This is a genomic window from Streptomyces sp. NPDC028305 (assembly GCF_055569495.1).
The window spans coordinates 384,904-401,898 of sequence record NZ_JBVHTN010000001.1 but is presented as its reverse complement, the minus strand read 5'-3'; the positions used below and the strand labels follow the sequence as shown (position 1 = coordinate 401,898).

Annotated in this window: 17 protein-coding genes, 1 pseudogene and 1 riboswitch; of the genes and pseudogenes, 9 read left to right on the top strand and 9 right to left on the bottom strand. The window is 70.1% G+C overall.

Features of this window, described 5'->3' with window-relative positions; genetic code table 11:
* The first annotated feature begins 155 nt into the window (after nucleotides 1-155).
* The gene (locus ACZ4WQ_RS01835; protein ID WP_311724712.1) at nucleotides 156-779 is read left to right on the top strand and encodes a sulfite oxidase-like oxidoreductase; all 624 of its coding nucleotides are present in this window, start codon (nucleotides 156-158) and stop codon (nucleotides 777-779) included.
* Nucleotides 780-827: 48 nt separating this feature from the next.
* Here ACZ4WQ_RS01835 and ACZ4WQ_RS01830 read toward each other — a convergent pair whose 3' ends face one another.
* The 4 genes from ACZ4WQ_RS01830 to ACZ4WQ_RS01815 form a co-directional block, all read right to left on the bottom strand.
* Nucleotides 828-1,355 carry a DUF4396 domain-containing protein gene (locus ACZ4WQ_RS01830; protein WP_398370114.1) on the bottom strand — a complete coding sequence of 176 codons (528 nt, stop codon included), beginning with the start codon at nucleotides 1,353-1,355 and terminating at the stop codon, nucleotides 828-830.
* A 94-nt stretch (nucleotides 1,356-1,449) separates the two neighbouring features.
* A complete protein-coding gene (locus ACZ4WQ_RS01825) occupies nucleotides 1,450-2,331 on the bottom strand; it encodes a deoxyribonuclease IV (RefSeq protein ID WP_398370116.1) in 882 nt (293 codons plus the stop codon).
* 70 nt (nucleotides 2,332-2,401) lie between these two features.
* Complete coding sequence (gene pknB / locus ACZ4WQ_RS01820; protein ID WP_385348873.1) at nucleotides 2,402-4,351, bottom strand: Stk1 family PASTA domain-containing Ser/Thr kinase; 1,950 nt, start codon at nucleotides 4,349-4,351, stop codon at nucleotides 2,402-2,404.
* 695 nt (nucleotides 4,352-5,046) lie between these two features.
* A complete protein-coding gene (locus ACZ4WQ_RS01815; protein ID WP_398370119.1) occupies nucleotides 5,047-5,547 on the bottom strand; it encodes a hypothetical protein in 501 nt (166 codons plus the stop codon).
* Between the two features lie 618 nt (nucleotides 5,548-6,165).
* On the opposite strand from ACZ4WQ_RS01815, the pseudogene ACZ4WQ_RS01810 reads away from it, so the two are divergent.
* The 4 genes and pseudogenes from ACZ4WQ_RS01810 to ACZ4WQ_RS01795 all read left to right on the top strand — a co-directional run.
* Nucleotides 6,166-6,345, top strand: a pseudogene (locus ACZ4WQ_RS01810) (helix-turn-helix domain-containing protein); the annotation flags it as partial.
* Between the two features lie 229 nt (nucleotides 6,346-6,574).
* On the top strand, nucleotides 6,575-7,411 hold the full coding sequence (locus ACZ4WQ_RS01805; protein ID WP_398370562.1) for a hypothetical protein: 837 nt from the start codon (nucleotides 6,575-6,577) through the stop codon (nucleotides 7,409-7,411).
* 703 nt (nucleotides 7,412-8,114) lie between these two features.
* Nucleotides 8,115-8,354: a DUF7848 domain-containing protein gene (locus ACZ4WQ_RS01800; RefSeq protein ID WP_398370121.1), complete on the top strand. Its 240-nt coding sequence runs from the start codon at nucleotides 8,115-8,117 to the stop codon at nucleotides 8,352-8,354.
* The gene (locus ACZ4WQ_RS01795; protein ID WP_468021921.1) at nucleotides 8,345-8,809 is read left to right on the top strand and encodes a DUF7848 domain-containing protein; all 465 of its coding nucleotides are present in this window, start codon (nucleotides 8,345-8,347) and stop codon (nucleotides 8,807-8,809) included. Before ACZ4WQ_RS01800 ends, ACZ4WQ_RS01795 begins: the two co-directional genes overlap by 10 nt.
* Before the next feature lie 181 nt (nucleotides 8,810-8,990).
* Here the strand turns inward: ACZ4WQ_RS01795 and ACZ4WQ_RS01790 are convergent, their stop codons facing one another.
* Nucleotides 8,991-9,194 carry a helix-turn-helix transcriptional regulator gene (locus ACZ4WQ_RS01790; RefSeq protein WP_398370123.1) on the bottom strand — a complete coding sequence of 68 codons (204 nt, stop codon included), beginning with the start codon at nucleotides 9,192-9,194 and terminating at the stop codon, nucleotides 8,991-8,993.
* A gap of 168 nt (nucleotides 9,195-9,362) precedes the next feature.
* Between ACZ4WQ_RS01790 and ACZ4WQ_RS01785 the strand changes: the two genes are divergently transcribed.
* The gene (locus tag ACZ4WQ_RS01785) at nucleotides 9,363-11,303 is read left to right on the top strand and encodes a transposase (RefSeq protein ID WP_468021920.1); all 1,941 of its coding nucleotides are present in this window, start codon (nucleotides 9,363-9,365) and stop codon (nucleotides 11,301-11,303) included.
* Here ACZ4WQ_RS01785 and ACZ4WQ_RS01780 read toward each other — a convergent pair.
* From ACZ4WQ_RS01780 to thiO, 4 genes are all read right to left on the bottom strand, one after another.
* Nucleotides 11,300-11,752 carry an SRPBCC domain-containing protein gene (locus ACZ4WQ_RS01780; protein WP_398370127.1) on the bottom strand — a complete coding sequence of 151 codons (453 nt, stop codon included), beginning with the start codon at nucleotides 11,750-11,752 and terminating at the stop codon, nucleotides 11,300-11,302. The two genes, ACZ4WQ_RS01785 and ACZ4WQ_RS01780, sit on opposite strands and share 4 nt — an antisense overlap.
* A gap of 26 nt (nucleotides 11,753-11,778) precedes the next feature.
* Complete coding sequence (locus ACZ4WQ_RS01775) at nucleotides 11,779-12,606, bottom strand: thiazole synthase (RefSeq protein WP_398370530.1); 828 nt, start codon at nucleotides 12,604-12,606, stop codon at nucleotides 11,779-11,781.
* A 43-nt stretch (nucleotides 12,607-12,649) separates the two neighbouring features.
* Nucleotides 12,650-12,850: a sulfur carrier protein ThiS gene (gene thiS / locus ACZ4WQ_RS01770; protein WP_385348906.1), complete on the bottom strand. Its 201-nt coding sequence runs from the start codon at nucleotides 12,848-12,850 to the stop codon at nucleotides 12,650-12,652.
* Nucleotides 12,851-12,858: 8 nt separating this feature from the next.
* On the bottom strand, nucleotides 12,859-14,100 hold the full coding sequence (gene thiO / locus ACZ4WQ_RS01765) for a glycine oxidase ThiO (RefSeq protein WP_398370129.1): 1,242 nt from the start codon (nucleotides 14,098-14,100) through the stop codon (nucleotides 12,859-12,861).
* Nucleotides 14,098-14,211: riboswitch (TPP riboswitch) on the bottom strand. It overlaps the preceding gene by 3 nt.
* Before the next feature lie 212 nt (nucleotides 14,212-14,423).
* Between thiO and ACZ4WQ_RS01760 the strand changes: the two genes are divergently transcribed.
* The 3 genes from ACZ4WQ_RS01760 to thiE all read left to right on the top strand — a co-directional run bounded on the left by ACZ4WQ_RS01760 (nucleotide 14,424) and on the right by thiE (nucleotide 16,902).
* Nucleotides 14,424-15,602, top strand: a complete 1,179-nt coding sequence (locus ACZ4WQ_RS01760; protein ID WP_385348908.1) for an NAD(P)/FAD-dependent oxidoreductase — start codon at nucleotides 14,424-14,426, stop codon at nucleotides 15,600-15,602.
* Between the two features lie 114 nt (nucleotides 15,603-15,716).
* Nucleotides 15,717-16,082 carry an Rv2175c family DNA-binding protein gene (locus tag ACZ4WQ_RS01755; protein WP_311724720.1) on the top strand — a complete coding sequence of 122 codons (366 nt, stop codon included), beginning with the start codon at nucleotides 15,717-15,719 and terminating at the stop codon, nucleotides 16,080-16,082.
* A 157-nt stretch (nucleotides 16,083-16,239) separates the two neighbouring features.
* Nucleotides 16,240-16,902: a thiamine phosphate synthase gene (thiE, locus tag ACZ4WQ_RS01750; RefSeq protein WP_311724721.1), complete on the top strand. Its 663-nt coding sequence runs from the start codon at nucleotides 16,240-16,242 to the stop codon at nucleotides 16,900-16,902.
* Nucleotides 16,903-16,995 lie beyond the last annotated feature (93 nt).

The window sequence follows — 16,995 nt, the reverse complement described above, 5'->3', positions numbered from 1 at the left end:
AAGGGGCTCCTTCCAATCCGAACGGGGACGGCCGGTTGTGCGCATCGTCGCACCGCCCATCCGGGGCGTCCAGTAAGTGCACGCTTAGTACGAGTTGCCCGGATAGCTGCCGCCCTGGTCACGACCACCCCCGAAGGTCTGACACCATGGAGCCCATGGGTCAGTCGGAAAGCCGCGAGGGGGAGCTCGGATCGCTGCCTCCGGGGCAGCGGCTGCAACGCGGTTGGCCGGTTACGCACTATGGGCCGGTGCCCAAGTTCAAGCCGGACCGCTGGGAGTTCCGGGTCTTCGGCGCCACGGCCGACGGGGAAAAGCACGCCTGGACGCATGACGAGTTCTCGGCGCTTCCGTACTCCACCGTCGTGGCCGATCTGCACTGCGTGACGAAATTCAGCATGCTGGGCGCGGAATGGGGCGGCGTGACGGCGCGCCGGATCGTGGAACTCGCGCCGCCCGCTCCCGGGGTCACGCATGTGATGGTGTGGGCGGAGTACGGCTTCAGCTCGAATCTGCGGCTCTCGGATTTCACCGCGGAGAAGACCATCTTCGCCACGCACAAGGACGGCGAACTGCTCACCGCCGAGCACGGTTTTCCGGTCCGGCTGGTCGTCCCCCATCTCTACGCCTGGAAGGGGCCCAAATGGGTCCGGGGTGTGGAGTACATGACCGCCGACCGCCGCGGCTTCTGGGAGGAGCGCGGCTACCACAACATCGGCGACCCGTGGAGCGAGCAGCGCTACTCCTACCAGGAGCAGCCGGGAGACGGCCCGGAGCTCTAGGCGTCAGCCCGGAGCTCCAGGTGTCGGCGGTCGGCGGTGCCGGCGGCGTCAGTGGTACTGGTGCACCACGGCGTGGCCCTTGCCACGGCCGATCATCCACCGGTTGACGGGGGTGGTCACGGCGAAGGCGACCACGAAGGACAGCGCCAGGCTGAGCCAGAACAGCGCGTCGGCCAGCGTCGCGTCCATCGCCCCCGGGAAGACCAGGATGGTCGCGTTGTCGGCGAGCTCCATCACGGCGATCGAGACGGTGTCCGCGGCGAGCGCGACCCGAAGGGCGGCCCGCAGGTCCAGCCCGGCGCGCAGGACGCCGCGGATGGTGAGCGAGTAGCCGAAGACGAAGGCGAGCGCGATCGCCAGGATCATGGTCGGGACGTTGTGCCAGCCGAGCGCGGTGCCGACGGCCATGCCCAGGACCTCGCCGATGGCGCAGCCGGTGAGGCAGTGCAGCGTGGCCTGCATGGCCATGGCCCAGCTCGCCGGGGCGTGACCGCTGTGGCCGCCATGATCCGCATGGCCGGTGTGTTCGCTGTGGTCGGCGTGGCCGTCGTGGGTGGCGTGGCCGTGGTGCTCCATCGGATCCCCCCGGAGGGTAGTGGCGTGTCCGTCGCCTGGCGGAAACACCATACCCCCCTGGGGTATTCCCGACGCTTGTCATTCCCGACGCCTGTCAGTCGTCGCGGAGCTTCTTGAGCCGCGCCACGTCCGCCGCGTGCCCCTCCTTGCCGCCCGGGGTCTCGATCACCAGCGGCACCCCCTTGGTCGCCGGATGCCGGAACAGCTCCCGGAACGGATCGGCGCCGATATATCCCGCGCCGATGTTCTCGTGCCGGTCCTTGTGGGCCCCGGCGACGTCCTTGGAGTCATTGGCATGGATCAGTTTCAGCCGCCCCTTGCCCGTGACCGAGACCAGCTCGTCCAGCGTCTTCTTCATCCCGCCCGGGGCTGCCAGGTCGTGACCGGCGGCGAAGACATGGCAGGTGTCCAGGCAGACCCCCAGCTTCGGATGGCGGTCCAGCGCGTCGAAGTACGGTCCGAGATCCTCGACCAGCGAACACAGCGAGGAGCCCTGTCCGGCGGTCGGCTCGAGCAGCAGCCAGGGGTCGTCGTCGTGGGTGAGCTCGTCGAGCAGCGGCAGCATCCGTTCCCGTACCTGGGCGAGCGCCTTGGGCCGCGCCCGGCCGCCGGTGGCCGAGCCCGTGTGGACCACGACGCCCGGCGCGCCGATGGCGCGGCCCCGCCGCAGCGAGTGGCGCAGCGAGTCGACCGACCGCTCGGCCGTCTCGGCCGTGTGCGAGCCGAAGTTGATCAGGTAGGGGGCGTGCACATACGCCTGGATGGACTGGTCGGCACACGCCGCGCGGAACTTCTCGTCCTGCGCCGCCACCCCGCGCGGGGTCGCCCAGCCGCGCGGATTGGCGACGAAGACCTGGACGACCTCGGCGCCGATGTCTCGGGTGTACGGCAGACCGATGGCGGCCAGGCCGCCGGCCACACGGATATGGCCGCCGACCGGATTGCGGTCGCGGGCGCGCTTCTTGGACGTACTCACGAGCCCAGAGTGCCAGCCCCGGCCCGGCCCCCGTGCGCCGGGCTCGGGCCCGGCGCACGGGGGCCGGCGCCTAGAGGACTCCCTTGACCTTGATCGTGATCGTGCTGCCCTTGGGCGCCTCGTCCCCGCCGTCCACCGACTGGTCGGTGACCGTGTCGCCGGGGAACAGCAGCGGCTTGTCCACGTCGACCTCGAAGCCCGCCGCCTCCAGGGCCGCCGTGGCGTCGTCCACGGACTCGCCCGTGACGTCCGGCACCTCGATCATCTCCTGGCCCTTGGACAGGGTCAGGGTGATGGTGTCGCCCTTGGCGCCCTTGGTGTCCCCGTCCGAGGAGGACTGCTCCGCGACCGAGCCCTCGTCCTCGTCCGAGAACACCCGCTCCTCCGCGATCTTCACCTTGAACCCCGCGTCCTCGAGGTCGGACCTGGCGTCGTCCACGGACTCGCCGACCACATCGGGGATCTCGATCTCGGGGCCCCGGCTGACCACGATCCCCACGGTGGTGTTCGGCCGGCGAGTGGTGCCGGCCTTCGGGTCGGTGCTGAGCACCGAGCCCTGCGGCGTCTCGGAGCTGAAGGTCCGGGTCACCTCGCCGATGGACAGATTCGCGTCCGAGATCTGCTGCTTCGCCTCCGTGAGCGGCATGCCCACGACATTGGGGACCTGCGTGCGGGGCGGCCCGTCGGAGATGTGGATCGTCACCGTGCCGGTGTTGCGAATCTGCTTGCCGCCGCCCGGGTCGGTCTTGATGACCTTGCCCTTGTCCACGACATCGCTGAACTCCCGGGCGACCTTCACCTCGAGCCCGGCGTCCTTCAGCTTCTTCCGGGCGTCCGCCTCGGACTTGCCCAGCACATAGGGCACCTTGGTGAACTGGCCTGAATTGATGTACCAGACGCCCACCCCGATGCCGAGCGCGAGCAGCACGCCGACGACGATCGTCACGATCCCGCGGCGCGGCAGCCGGCCGCGGCCGGCGGACTGCCGGGGACGACCGGTCTGCGGTGGCTCCGGCGGGAGCTCCAGCCTGCTGGTGAGATTGAGCTGCTGCTCATCGGCGGGCACCGGCCCCCCGATGCCGCCGACCGGGCGCGGGATCACGCTCGTACGGTCCTCGGAGCCGTCGTGCGCGTCCGCCCTGGCCTGCGGGGGCACGGCGTCGAGCTGCTCCTCGGTCAGCGCGGCCCGCGCGGCCCGCGCGAGGCCGAGCAGCTCGACCGCGTCGGCGGGGCGCTGAGCGACCTCGCGCGCGGTGGCCCTGGCGACCAGGCCGTCCAGCTCGGGCGCGACCCCGGGCGCGGTCGCCGACGGCGCAGGCACGTCCTCGTTGAGGTGCTGGAAGAGGACCTGCGCCGGGGTGGTGCCGGTGTGCGGCTTGGCGCCGGTCAGCATCTCGTAGAGCACCACGCCGCAGGCGTAGACATCGCTGCGGGTGTCGGCCGTGCCGTGCTCGATCTGCTCGGGCGCGAGATAGGACACGGTGCCCAGCACGGTGCCGGTGGAGGCGCTGGTGTTGGAATCCACGGCCCGGACCAGCCCGAAGTCGGCGACCTTCACCCGGCCGTCGTCGCCGATCAGCACGTTCTCCGGCTTCATGTCGCGGTGGACGAACCCCGCGCGGTGCGCCGCCCCGAGCGCGGCCAGCACCGGCTCCAGGATGTCCAGCGCGGCCCGCGGCTGAAGCGCCCCGCGCTCGCGCAGCACATCGCGCAGCGTGCACCCGGCGACGTACTCCATCGCGAGATAGACGTGGGAGCCGTCGGTGCCCTGGTCGAAGACGCCGACCACATTGGGGTGGGCGAGCCTGGCCACGGACTTCGCCTCGCGGATGAAGCGCTCGACGAAGGCGTCGTCCACGGCGAGCGACTGATGCATCACCTTCAGGGCCAGCACCCGGTCGAGCCGGGTGTCGACGGCCCGGTAGACCGTCGCCATGCCGCCCACCGCGATGCGCGCGTCGACGCGGTAGCGGCCGTCGAGCAGCTGTCCGACCAGGGGGTCATGCAGGGTCGTATCCACGAGAGAGGAGTCTACGAGCCCGATCCGGCACGCCCGGACACCAGCGCGGCCCGGCCGCGGGACTGGTGCCGAACGGTGACACCGGGCGTCGCGGGGGTGCGGCTTTCGCCGCGTTCGGCCTTGCCGCGAGGGCGTGTTCCGGTGGATCTTGCCCCTGCCCCGCCCCTTCCCGATGCTCCACGCTCCAGACAGGTAGTTGTGGAGTGATCGACAGCGGCGGTATCGCAGCAGGTCGAGACTGTCTCGCACCCTTTGCGCTCCCCAATGGGTATGGAGACCAGGACTTCGGTAATGGGCGGGGCTGCTGAGACCCTGCTGGCCGTGGCCCGCGACGCGGCGGCCGAGGTGTGCGAGGACGTGCCACGGTCCCGGGAAACGACGGGCGAAGCCTCCACGCGATGGCCTCGCCCGTCCCCGCTCGGTGGTTACTCCCGACGGTTGATCTCTCGCTGACGGCGGTCACGCTTTCGCCAGTTGATCTCTCGCCGACGCCGGGCACGCTCCCGCTGCCGGTCTAGCAACAACTCTTTCCGGTGCTCGGAGTCTTGGGGCCATAGCTCGCGCGCAAGCGCCCTCAGTCCGAGGAGCAGCAGCCCGAGGACGGCGACAACCAGTACGGAACCCCAAGGAGCCCCGTCCGGAAGCTGGAACATAGTGGAGAGCCTTCCGACCTAGTATCGGTCGGCGGGTCGCGATCAGGCAGCTAGTACGGCGCTCCCCAGCGCGCTGCGACGGAACCCGCCCCGGTGCGTGTACACGAGGAAGGCAAGGTTGGGCCCCCGAGGCGTGATCTGCGGTGATGCGTCGATCGGCTCGGGCGTCCAGAGCGGTATTTCATCTGCTGCCGCCCGACCCAGTAGCCGGGACAACAGCAAGATCAGCAACCGTCCGAGGAAACGCAGGAGACAAGCGATCAACTCGGCCAGTGCTGCGAGGAACCGCTGCACCGCACAGCGCCGTTCCTGCGCTGTGGACGCCAAGCGCAAGTCTTCAACGGCAGACTTAACGCGAGCATGCGCATGGTCTCCCTCGTCGAGGATTTCGAGCTCGCTGAGGGCTACGAGGGCATTGACGAAGGCGTGTGACTTTCCTCCGCCCATAGGGGCACGAAGTAGATCTTCTTCGGAGGAGGAAACCAGTGTGTCCAAGAACCCCAGTTCCCATCTACTTGGGAGTTCGGACTCGTTCCGTTCCATTACACCTCCTTGGCATCTGATCCGCTCACAGAAGTCTAGCGGCACGTCTGGCGGCGTCGCGCGCATTCGGAGTTACCACGCTTCGCGCGCGCCTCGCCCCATGCATTCTGTCCTCAATCATCCTTAAATGACCAGTTATTGGAGGTGGTGCCATGCCGGGCCCTGTCCCGAAGCGATTCAACCAGCGCCGCCAGCGCAGCAAGAGCGACGGTCTGGAGCGGTGAAGGCCCGGGGCAGCGCTATCCCGAAGATTCCTCCGATTGACGAGGGGCTGGCACCCTCGTTGCGGCGCCGGTATTCGCCGCTCGCGGATTCTGGGCAATCGCAGATCCGAGACCATGCCGACCGAGATGGCCGTGCCGTGGGCTGACCTACCATGCCCCGTACTGGCTGTGCCTGATGGCTGATACGGGGCCACATCCGGCGTGGCATAAGCCTTCGTTGACGACCTCGGCGCGCAGCCGGAAGGGTCTTTCCTCGCATTTCATGACAAAATATATATCTCTCGCGTTGCGGCGGTCATGCGAGGGTGCAACCAGTCATCGACCTTTGGCGCTTGGGACTACAGCGGCGTACCGTGTAGTTGAGCCAATGCCGTTCGAGTTAGGCGGGTAAGAGATGTTACCGGAAATTGGCGAGAACCTTCGGCGCCACAGGATGGCGGCCGGAATCACTCAGGAAACCCTTGCGTATACCGCGGGGCTCGCACCCTCCACTGTCGCGAAACTGGAGCAAGGCGGAAGCGTCCGCATCGAGACGCTGAACAAAATCGCCCGCGCCCTTCACGTCAAGACCTCTCAGCTCATGGCGCCGGACACTCCCGATCCCGTCAACGAAGACAGTTCCCGGCTTGGGCTCGTCGAGTTGCGAAACACTCTCACTCCTCCAATCAGCCTGACAGACCCAACGCGTCAAACAAGCGAAGAGCCCGACTTGCCCGCGCTCTTGGAGGTGATCAGGAGCGGGGCAGCAGCGTACGACACCTTGGGCTTTAGGGCACTCGCGAAGAGGCTTCCGCAGGTTATCCGTGACGCTGACTCCGCCGTGTTCCATTTCGATAGCGGAGAAGAGCGAAACCGAGCACTGGCTACACGGGCTGAGGCGTACCTTCTCGGGGGGGCGCTATCTGACGCAAGTCCGGCAATACGATCTTGCGTACCGTGCCCTGTCCGGCGCGATCCGTGACGCTCGCGAGATTGGCGACACCAATACGGCAGCATTCGCCGTTGCGGCCATGTCTTATCTTCTGTTGCGGCAGGGTCGTCTGGATGAGGCTGAGCGCGTGGCGGTAGAGGCGGCAGACCGCGTAGAGCCGCGCATCTCAACGGCGGAACCGGAACGGCTGGTCGTGTGGGGTTGGCTGGCCCTTGCGAGTGCTGCCTCCGCCGTCCGGAACAACCGGGATGACGCTGCGGGAGAAGCGGGTCGGATTGCCGCGTCTGCTGCCTCCGCGCTAGGTGTGAAGCCCGTCGGCGTTCAGCGCTTCGCGGGGTTCGACTCAACTGTAGTAGGTATGAAGACCCTCGAAGAGGAACTGATCAAGTCGGACGGTGACCCTTACCGCGTCATCGAAGAATCGACCGACAAAGCCCAACTGTCTGACCGCGCCCTACTGAAAACCCCTGGTCTCTCCGGGACAGACAAGAACCGCCACAGGCTCACCGTGGCGTCCGCCTACATCGAAGTTCGAGAGTTCGACAAGGCTTTCGAACGGTTGACGGCCATCGAGAATCAGCAGGGCGCCGAGTGGCTGCGTCATCAGAAGGACGCGCGAGACGTGATGGAGAAGATTGCCCGCAAGCGCAAGCGGAGGCTTACGGGAGAGCAGCGCCACATCATGGCGATACTTGGCGTCGCTGCCTGACTACACGCTATGCAGTAGTTCGTGGCACTACTGCGTAGCCGCTACTGCAGAACGCGAGTAGCGGTGATGGCAGGTTCCTAATCTGCTTCAACTCGCTAATGACCGGCACCCCTGCCTCTTTCTAGGGTCTGACGTCTAGTCAGCAAGTACCCCCGCAACCGATGTGCGTCGGGCCCGGGGGCGCGGACCACCTGATGTGAGAGGCAGGCAGCCGTGAGCAAGATTAGCCACAGTCACCCGAACGTGGTGTCGCTCGTACGAGATATGGCCGAAGATCGTGTCGGTATCTGCATGAGCTGGGGTGGACCATACGTCATGCTCGGGCTCCAGTTCGGAGGCAAGGAATGGCAGGCACGCCCGGAAGATCTTCGCTCGGCGGGGGGTTGCCTTGCCTGAGCGCGAAGTCTCCGAACACCCCCGCACCGCCGACATTCAGCAACTTCAAGCGGCGTATCTCATGCACCGGGCCGAATGCGAGACGTGCACGCCCGACCAGTCGTGTGACATAGCGCGACGGCTGGAAGAGGCGCGGCGTGCGGCGGGAGTGTCATGAGCGCGAACTGTGTGGAGTGCGCCCGCCTGGAGCGCGAGAAGGAAGCGGCGCGTCGAACGGGGGACCTGAGCAAGGTCACCGACTGTGCGGTGTTACTGAGACGACACCCCGATCACAGCAAGAGGAGGGCTCCCGCCGGAAGGGGGGGAGATGACTCGGGCCATCTGCCGCTTCTGTGAGTTCCAGCTCATCCCCGATACCGAGCCTGATGCCGAACCGCTCACGTTCACCATGCAGTGCGCGGTGTGCGAGCAGGCTGGGGAGGCCAGCGATGACCAGGCCGCCGCGCACACGTGGGCGACCGGTCACCTGAAGGCGAACCCGGAGCACTTCACCTATCGGGAGATCATCACCCGTCCCTGCCGGTTCGCGTCGGGGGCGTGGCAGTGACGCGAACCATCCTGAGAAGCTTGGACCTGGTGCTCAGTGCCGAACGCGCGCAGGGTGCGCTGGACGGGATCTATCGCGCCGAGTGCATGACGTGCCCGGCCACGTCGGGGCGGGTGGACAGCGATCCCGGTCTCGTTGCGCGCTGGGCCATCCTCCGCACCCAGCAACAAGAACCGAATCATGGTCAGTTCCTTGTGACCGTTGAGCGTCACTGGCGCGCGGCCTCCGTGCACACCCCGAACGGACACGGCACGGCCACGCTGCCCCCGGCCCGCAGCGCCAGCACCGTCAGCCAGGCGCCCGCCACGCACCGCGCCCCCGGACGCTGGGGCGCCTGCTGGCGTCGCGCCGTGGCGTGTCAGGGGCGACTCGCCGGGCCGCTGGTCCTGGCCACCTTCATGGTGGTTGCCGGACTCGGCGGCTACCTCATCGGGACCGGTCACGACACCGGCTGACCTGCTAATGACGCCCGCATGGTCGGAGATGCTCCCCCGTAGCCTCCGGCCGTGCGGGATCAGTGGCGCTCCCTACCGGACAAGCCCCGAGTTCGATGGGCAGACGTGCCCACGCCGAGCGGACGCGCTTGAGGCTCCGGCCCCGGTCCGCCCCTGCACTGGACTGCCGCGTACCGCGCGCTTAGCTCATCTGCTTTCCACGCAGCGGGTGCCGCTTCCGCCATGCATCGATTCGGTCCTCCGGCCACAGCGGGGTGCGCCCCACGTAAAGGGCGCTGGGAAAGTCGTTGTTGGAGCTGTTCAGGTTGTAGACGTGCTGCACGGTGATCTTCAGACGTTCTGCCGTCTGCCGTGCGTCGAGATAACCAGGAATCTCAGCGCTCATTCACCCACTCTACCTTGATTGTCATAGCTGAATTCATCGTGTAGTGTTCTTAGGTCAACTAATTCTTGGGGGGGGGTGACGGTCACGGGGGCTGCGCAGACGCGGAAGTTCCGGGGGAAGAACAAGGCCTCGAAGTGGACAAAGCCCGACGACGGGATCGTGTCCGTGATGGTGCTGCGTCTGGCCGTGACCGACCCCACCGACCTGGCCCGGCTGGAGAAGCTGTTCGGCGCGATGTGGTCGAGCAAGCGGGCCGTTCAGCGCGACGCCCGCGCCAAGGTCGATGCCTACTGGGCGGCGAAGCACGAGCGCGACCGAGATGGCGCGAAGGCTGTACGCCAGCGCCTCGGCCTGTCCCGTGAGGCCCTGGAACGCTGCGCCTACCGGCATCTGGAGAACGCTGGACACCTCAAGCACCACGCCAGCAAGGCCCTCGCCATGCACATCGCTGACGAGGTGTGGAACGGCGTGTCCCGCCACCTGTTCGCCGACAACACAGGCAAGCGCTTTGGCCGCCCCAAAGTCGGGCGGTGGTACGACCTCACCCGCATTCCGGGCCGCGCTCGCTCCCACACCACCGAGAACAAGTGGGAGACCTTTCGCCTGGTCGGGACCCTCCACGGGCACGCCATGGCCTACACCGACGGCGGCCGGCACGACCTGATGCAGCCGCGCCGGATGCCGAAGCCGACTGTGCCGGGTGGCAAGGTCCCCACCGGCAAGCTCGCCGCCGCCGGGAAGCCGGGCATGCGGAAGGCGAACTGGTGGGACCACACCGGCCCGCTGGCCGTGGTGTTCGCCGGAGGGCCAGTCGGCAGGCGCGGTGACTTCGTGCTGCCCGTCCGTATCCCGCAGGGGCCGGGCCAGTGGGCCAGGGTGGAGCACTTCCTCGCCGATCCGCGCTGCTGGCACAAGGTGGATCTCGTACGCCGTCGCAAGGCATCCGCGCCTGGCGGCTGGGTGTACGAGGCGCGCCTGATGGTCCTCCGCCCCGGTCACGCCTCCCCGGCTGTCCGGCAGATGCGGCAGCGCGCCGCCGAGCTGGGCCGGATCGGCGGGGTGGACGGCAACGTCTCCAACTTGTCTGTCGTTTCCTTCCCCGCATCCCTGGACCTCGACGAAGGCACCCCGGCCTCCTCGGAGATCACGCTGACCGAACAGGAGCGGGTGCGGCTGGAGAAGGAGGCCAAGAAGAAGCGGGCCCGCGCGCGGGCGCTGGAGCGCTCCCGCCGGGCCACCAACGCCACCCAGTACGGACTGTCCAAGAGACAGGCCCGAAGGGCGGAGCGCCGGGCGGCGAAGGGTCTGGGGCCCAAGGCCGTGACGGTGCCGGGCGGTGCACGTGCCGCACGGTTGGATGGGGTGCCGAAGCAGGCGTTCCGCCGCGACTGGCTGTCCCGCAACTACTGGGAGATGCGCGCCCGCCAGGCCGAAGCCGCCGCGTCCGCTGCCGAGTACCGGCGCCACCGCGCCCGCCAGATCGCACGGGAGATCATCGCCGTCCACGGCCCCCGTCTCACGGTGGAGGACTGCGACATCCGCACCTGGTACCGGCTGTGGGGCAAGCGCCTCTCCCAGACCACGCCCGGCACGCTCATCTCCGCCCTGGACATCGAATGTAAGGCCGCCGGTGGCCGCCTCGTACGCGCCTCCACTTGGTCAACGGCCTTGTCCCAGCACTGCCTGTGCGGCGAGCGCGTCACCAAGTCCCTGCGCGACCGGGAACACAAGTGCATTGCCTGCGCACTCGTCGGCAAACGCGACCTGGTATCCGCAGCGCTGGCCGCCTTCGTGGACCTGGCCGACCCCGACGACCCCAAGACGGCCCGACTGGATTCCGCCAGGTCGCGGCACGCACAGATCATCTTCAACGAAGGGCTGGAAGAGGCCCTGAGTGAGTCAACCACACCGTGCCAGAACACCCCTCGGGGTGCTGGTCGCGTGGCAGTCCCACGTCAGCCTGGGACCTCTGCTCACCGAACGCCGGACGGCGGGACCGAGCGACCCCGGATGAGACACGCCCCGTGCGTGACCACGTCGGAAAGCCCGGACCCCGCCCCGCGTGCAGTCCACAGCTCACCCCCTGGTGAACTGCGGATCAAGTCTTAGTTGTGGGACGCGGCGGCCAGCGCGGCCAGTTCCTCCAGCGCGGTGGTCCAGGTCGCCGCCGCGTACTCCGCGTGCTTGGCCTTCGCGGCGTCCGGGACCGCGAGTGCCCGGATGCCGCTCTCGGCCAGGCGGAGCCGGGTGCCGGGGCCCTCGGGGGAGAGGGCGAACTCCACCAGGGTCGAGTCGCCCGGCGCCGCGCCCAGGGGCTGGTCCGGCTCGCTGGCCAGACGGAAGCGGAACAGTGCGTCCGGCACCGCCCGCTCCACCCGGCCGTGGAACTCGCCCTGCTCGTCCCAGCGGAAGCGGAGCGTCCCGCCGGGGCGCGGGTCGATCTCGCAGCCCCCGAACGCGTACCAGGCGCGGATGTGCTCCGGGGTCGTCAGCACCCGCCATACGCGGTCGACGGGCGCCGGGATGTACACCTCGCGCTCGATCCGGTCGGCCACCATGCCACCCACGCTAGCCGCTCACCGGCCTACCCGAAGTCCGGGCGCTCCGGGTCGAACGCGGCGAGCCCCTCGGCGGGTGAGGACGCGTGGGCGAAGTGGCGGCGCGGGATGCGGCCGGCTCGGTGGGCCAGCCGTCCGGCCCGGACCGCGTGCCGCATGGCCTCGGCCATCAGGACGGGTTCCTGCGCCCGGGTGACGGCGGACGCCAGCATCACCGCCGCGCAGCCCAGCTCCATGGCGAGCGCCGCGTCCGAGGCGGTGCCCGCGCCCGCGTCCAGGATCACCGGGACCGTGGCGCGCTCGACGATCAGCTGGAAATTGTGCGGATTGCGGATGCCGAGACCGGAGCCGATGGGGGAGCCCAGCGGCATGATCGCGGCACAGCCCACCTCCTCCAGCCTGCGGGCCAGCACCGGGTCGTCGTTGGTGTACGGCAGGACGGTGAAGCCGTCGTCCACCAGCGTCTCGGCGGCGTCCAGCAGCTCGACCGGGTCGGGGAGCAGGGTGCGCTCATCGGCCACCACCTCCAGCTTCACCCAGTCGGTGCCGAGCGCCTCCCGCGCGAGCCGGGCGGTCAGCACCGCCTCCCCGGCCGTGAAGCACCCGGCGGTGTTGGGCAGCACGCGGATGCCGTGCCGGTCGAGCACCGACAGGACCGAGCCCTGCACGGTGGGGTCCAGGCGGCGCATCGCGACGGTGGTGAGCTGCGTGCCGGAGGCCAGCAGCGAGCGCTCCAGGATCTCCAGGCTGGGCGCCCCGCCGGTGCCCATGATCAGACGGGAGGAGAAGGCGGTCCCCGCGATGGTGAGCGGGTCCGGATCGAGGTCCGGGTCCGGGTCCGGGGCAGGGCGCATCGTGGTGTACGTCGTGTTGTGCATCGTTTCGGCCATCCGGGGTTCAGCCTCCTTGGACCGCGGTGAGGACCTCGACCCGGTCCCCGTCGCCGAGCGGGGTGGCGGGCCACTGGCCGCGCGGGACGACCTGTTCGTTGACTGCCGCGGCGACCCCCGAGCGCGCCCGGGTCAGCTCCGCGACCAGCAGGTCGAGGGTCGTGCCGCCGGGGAGCTCGCGGGGCTCGCCGTTCACGGAGACGGTCATGGAGGCGCTCATGCGGGCTGCTCCTGCGGTACGGGTGGGGTGGGGTGGGCGGCGGGGAAGCGCCGCGGTGAGAACGGCCGGGCCTCGTCCGGGAGCTCACCGCGCGTCAGCACCTCGGCCATGACATCGCCCGTGACGGGGGTGAGGAGAACGCCGTTGCGGTAGTGGCCGGTGGCCACGGACAGCCCGGGCAGCGCGCTCGGGCCCAGCAGCGGCGCGTTGTCGGGGGAGCCGGGGCGCAGCCCGGCGCAGGTCTCGACGAGCGGCAGCTCGGTGATGCCGGGCACCAGCTCATGGGCGTCGCGCAGCAGTTCGTAGACGCCGCCCGCGGTGACCGTGGTGTCCCAGCCGAGCTCTTCCGAGGTGGCGCCGACGACCAGCTCGCCGTTCTCGCGCGGCACCAGATAGACATGCCCGCCGCGCACCTCGGCCCGTACGGTCCTGGACAGGAACGGTGCGTACGCGGGCGGCACGCGCAGCCGCAGCACCTGGCCCTTGACCGGGCGCACGGGGGGCAGCGCGTCCTCGGGGACGCCCGCGAGCCGTCCGCTGAGGCTGCCCGCGGCCAGCACGGTACGCTCGGCCGCCAGCCGTGTGCCGTCGGCGAGTTCGGCGCCGGTCGCGCGGTCCGCCGAGAGCGTCAGCCGCTCCGCGCGGGACCGGTGGAAGACCACCCCGGCTCGCTCGCACGCCGTCAGCAGCGCCGCCGCCAGCCGCCGCGGGTCGACCTGGTGGTCCCCGTCCACCCGCAGGCCCCCGCGCACGCCCGGCGCGAGCATCGGCTCCAGGCGGCGGCATTCGCGCCCCGTCAGCCACTGCGACTCCAGCCCGAGCCGCCGCTGGAAGTCATGGAGTTCGCGGAGCTGGGCGCGGTCGTCGGGGTCGAAGGCCACGGCGAGCGTGCCGCAGGCGCGATAGCCGACGTCCTGGCCGCTCGCCTCCTCCAACTCGGCCACGAAGTCCGGATAGCGGCGCGCGGAGGCCAGGTTGAGCGCGAGCAGCGTCTGCTCGCCGTAGTGGAGCTCGGTGACGGCCGCGAGCATCCCCGCCGCGACCTGGGCCGCGCCGCCGCCGGGCGCCGGGTCGGCGACGGCGGTGCGCAGGCCCCGCAGGGCCGCCCGCCACGCCGTGACCAGGCCGATGACGCCGCCTCCGATGACCAGCGCGTCGTACGACCCGTCCGGCCGCGTACCCGAGGATGGCCGCGTACCCGAGGATGTGCGTGACGGCGTACGTGATGATGCGTGCATGGGCGTGACGCCCCTCCCTTCGCCGGCATGACCCGGATCAGGTTCGTACGGTCGGAGGCCGCTTCAGCCTCCCTCTCAGCCCGGTGCGTCCGGGCTCCCGCGAGAGCTTCGTCCCGCCACCCTAGTACGAGGCCGGAACCGCCCGGAAGGGCGAGCCCCCGGCCACGGGGTGTGCCAGTGCCCGCTGTGCCGGAGATCTCGTCCGTCGGTTCTCCGGTCGGCACCGCACACCGTCCTAGAGTGATCGTGTGAGCGATGAGACGACGACGAAGTCGGCATCCCCGGAGAGCAACGGCCGGCAGGTGGTGATCGTCGGCGCGGGAATGGCCGGAGTCCAGACCGCCGTCGCGCTGCGCGACCAGGGCTGGACCGGCTCCATCCTGCTGCTCGGCGCCGAGGCGCACCAGCCGTACGACCGGCCGCCGCTGTCCAAGGCCGTGCTGCTCGGCAAGGCCGAGGGCTCCGCCTTCGACGTGGACTTCGAGGCGCTCGGCGTCGAGTTGCGGCTCGGCGTGTCCGTCACGGGCCTGGACACCGGCGCGCGGCGGCTGGAGACCGAGTCGGGGCCGGTGCCGTACGACGTCCTGGTGATCGCCACCGGCGCCGAGCCGATCACCCTGCCCGGCTCCGAGGGCGTGCCGGGGGTGCATCTGCTGCGCACGCTCGACGACGCGGAGCGGCTGCGCCCGGTGCTCGCCGGGCAGCGCGAGATCGTGGTGGTCGGGGCGGGCTGGATCGGCGCGGAGTTCGCCACGGCGGCGCGCGAGGCGGGCTGCGCCGTGACCGTCGTGGAGGCCGCCGACCGCCCGCTGGCGAGCGCCCTCCCCGCCGAGGTCGCCGCCCCCATGGCCGACTGGTACGCCGACTACGGCGTCGAGCTGATCACCGGCGCGGCGGTGGCCGCCGTGGACGAGCAGGGGCTGCTGCTCGGCGACGGCACCCGGCTGCCGGCCGACGCGGTGGTCGTCGGCATCGGGGCGCGGCCCGCTACGGGCTGGCTGGCCGGCTCGGGCGTCGAGCTGGCCGCGGACCGGTCCGTCGTCGCCGACGAACAGCTGCGCACCACCGTGCCGGACGTCTACGCCGTCGGGGACTGCGCGTCGTTCCCCTCCGCCCGCTACGGCGAGCGGCTGCTGGTGCACCACTGGGACAACGCCCTCCAGGGGCCGCGCACCGTCGCCACCAATGTGGTCGGCAGCCGGACCGCGCACTTCACCGGTTCGGTCTACGACCCGGTGCCGTACTTCTGGTCCGAGCAGTTCGGCCGCTTCGTGCAGTACGCGGGCCACCACGCGGCCGCCGACGAACTCGTCTGGCGCGGCGACCCGTCTGGCGCGGCCTGGTCGGTGTGCTGGCTGCGCGAGGGGGCGCTGGTCGCCCTGCTGGCGGTCGGCCGTCCGCGCGATCTGGCCCAGGGCCGCAAGCTGATCGAACAGGGCTCCCGGCTGGACCGCGCCCGCGCCGTGGACCCGTCGGTGCCGCTGAAGTCGGCGGTCCTGTGATCCTCGCCGCGCCCCGGCGGCGCCCCCGGCCGCGGGCCGGCGGACGGCGGCTGGGCCGAGGCTGTGCCGGGTGCCCGACTACCCACTGTCAGTCCTAGATGGCAGGCTTGTCCCGTGACCGAGATTGACGCAAAGATCGATGCTCTCGTCCCCGCCTGGCTCACCCTCCCCGACGTCGCCGAACGGCTCGGCGTCGAGGTGACGCGCGTGCGGCAGCTGGTCAAGGAGGGTCAGCTGATCGCGGTGCGCCGTGGCGAGAACCGGGTGCTTCAAGTGCCCGCCGAGTTCATCGGTGACGAAAAGGTCGTCAAGGGCCTGGTGGGCACCCTGACACTGCTGAAGGACGACGGCTTCAGCGACGAGGAGATGCTGGAGTGGCTCTTCACCCCGGACCCGAGCCTCCCCGGCACCCCGGCCCAGGCCCTGCGCGAGAACCGTGGCACCGAGGTGAAGCGCCGCGCCCAGGCGCTCGCCGTATGAGCCGAAGCCACGGCCGACCCGCCGCACCCATCCGCACCGTTCGCACCATCCGTACCGTCCCTACCGTCTGAATCACCAACCGCCGAATCACCACCCGCGGCGTACGGGCCGGCCGCTCCGGCCCGTACGCCGCCGATCCAGGGGGAAAGCCGTCCCGATGGCCACCGCCGCCACCACCGCCCGCCGGCAGCTCGCCGACGCCCGGCTCTATCTGTGCACCGACGCGCGCCGGCGCCAGGGCGATCTGCCGGAGTTCCTGGACGCCGTGCTGGGATCGGGGGTGGACATCGTCCAACTGCGCGACAAGGGCATGGAGGCCCGCGAGGAGCTGGACCACCTCGCGGTGTTCGCCGACGCCTGCCGCCGCCACGGCAGGCTGCTGGCGGTCAACGACCGGGCGGACGTCGCCCATGCCATCGGCTCCGATGTGCTGCATCTGGGCCAGGGCGATCTGCCGGTCCCGGCGGCGCGCGCGATCCTCGGCGAGGATGCGCTGATCGGGCGGTCCACTCACGCGCCGGCCGAGGCGGAGGCCGCGGCCGCCGAGCCCGGCGTCGACTACTTCTGCACCGGGCCCTGCTGGCCCACCCCCACCAAGCCGGGGCGGTCCGCCCCCGGGCTGTCGCTGGTGCGCCACACCGCCGCCCTGAAGCCCGCGCGGCCCTGGTTCGCCATCGGCGGCATCGACGCCTCGAATCTGGACGAGGTGCTGGAGGCGGGGGCCCGGCGGGTCGTCGTGGTGCGGGCGATCACCGAGGCCGACGACCCCGGCGCGGCCGCCGCCGAGCTGGCCAAGCGGGTGCGCGCTCTCGACCTGTGAGCGCCGCCGGTGCGGGCCGCCGGTGCGGGGCGCCCTGGCCGCCCGTCGGCGGCAGGGTGTCCGCAGTGCGGACCAGGACCCGGCGAAAAGGGC

Bases quoted from the DNA above. Each gene is read 5' to 3' on its own strand.
- ACZ4WQ_RS01835 (WP_311724712.1), top strand. From the start codon at position 156: ATGGGTCAGTCGGAAAGCCGCGAGGGGGAGCTCGGATCGCTGCCTCCG.
- ACZ4WQ_RS01830 (WP_398370114.1), bottom strand. From the start codon at position 1,355: ATGGAGCACCACGGCCACGCCACCCACGACGGCCACGCCGACCACAGC.
- ACZ4WQ_RS01815 (WP_398370119.1), bottom strand. From the start codon at position 5,547: ATGGAACGGAACGAGTCCGAACTCCCAAGTAGATGGGAACTGGGGTTC.
- ACZ4WQ_RS01800 (WP_398370121.1), top strand. From the start codon at position 8,115: ATGACTCGGGCCATCTGCCGCTTCTGTGAGTTCCAGCTCATCCCCGAT.
- ACZ4WQ_RS01790 (WP_398370123.1), bottom strand. From the start codon at position 9,194: ATGAGCGCTGAGATTCCTGGTTATCTCGACGCACGGCAGACGGCAGAA.
- ACZ4WQ_RS01785 (WP_468021920.1), top strand. From the start codon at position 9,363: ATGGTGCTGCGTCTGGCCGTGACCGACCCCACCGACCTGGCCCGGCTG.
- ACZ4WQ_RS01780 (WP_398370127.1), bottom strand. From the start codon at position 11,752: ATGGTGGCCGACCGGATCGAGCGCGAGGTGTACATCCCGGCGCCCGTC.
- ACZ4WQ_RS01775 (WP_398370530.1), bottom strand. From the start codon at position 12,606: ATGCGCCCTGCCCCGGACCCGGACCCGGACCTCGATCCGGACCCGCTC.
- thiS (WP_385348906.1), bottom strand. From the start codon at position 12,850: ATGACCGTCTCCGTGAACGGCGAGCCCCGCGAGCTCCCCGGCGGCACG.
- thiO (WP_398370129.1), bottom strand. From the start codon at position 14,100: ATGCACGCATCATCACGTACGCCGTCACGCACATCCTCGGGTACGCGG.
- ACZ4WQ_RS01760 (WP_385348908.1), top strand. From the start codon at position 14,424: ATGGCCGGAGTCCAGACCGCCGTCGCGCTGCGCGACCAGGGCTGGACC.
- thiE (WP_311724721.1), top strand. From the start codon at position 16,240: ATGGCCACCGCCGCCACCACCGCCCGCCGGCAGCTCGCCGACGCCCGG.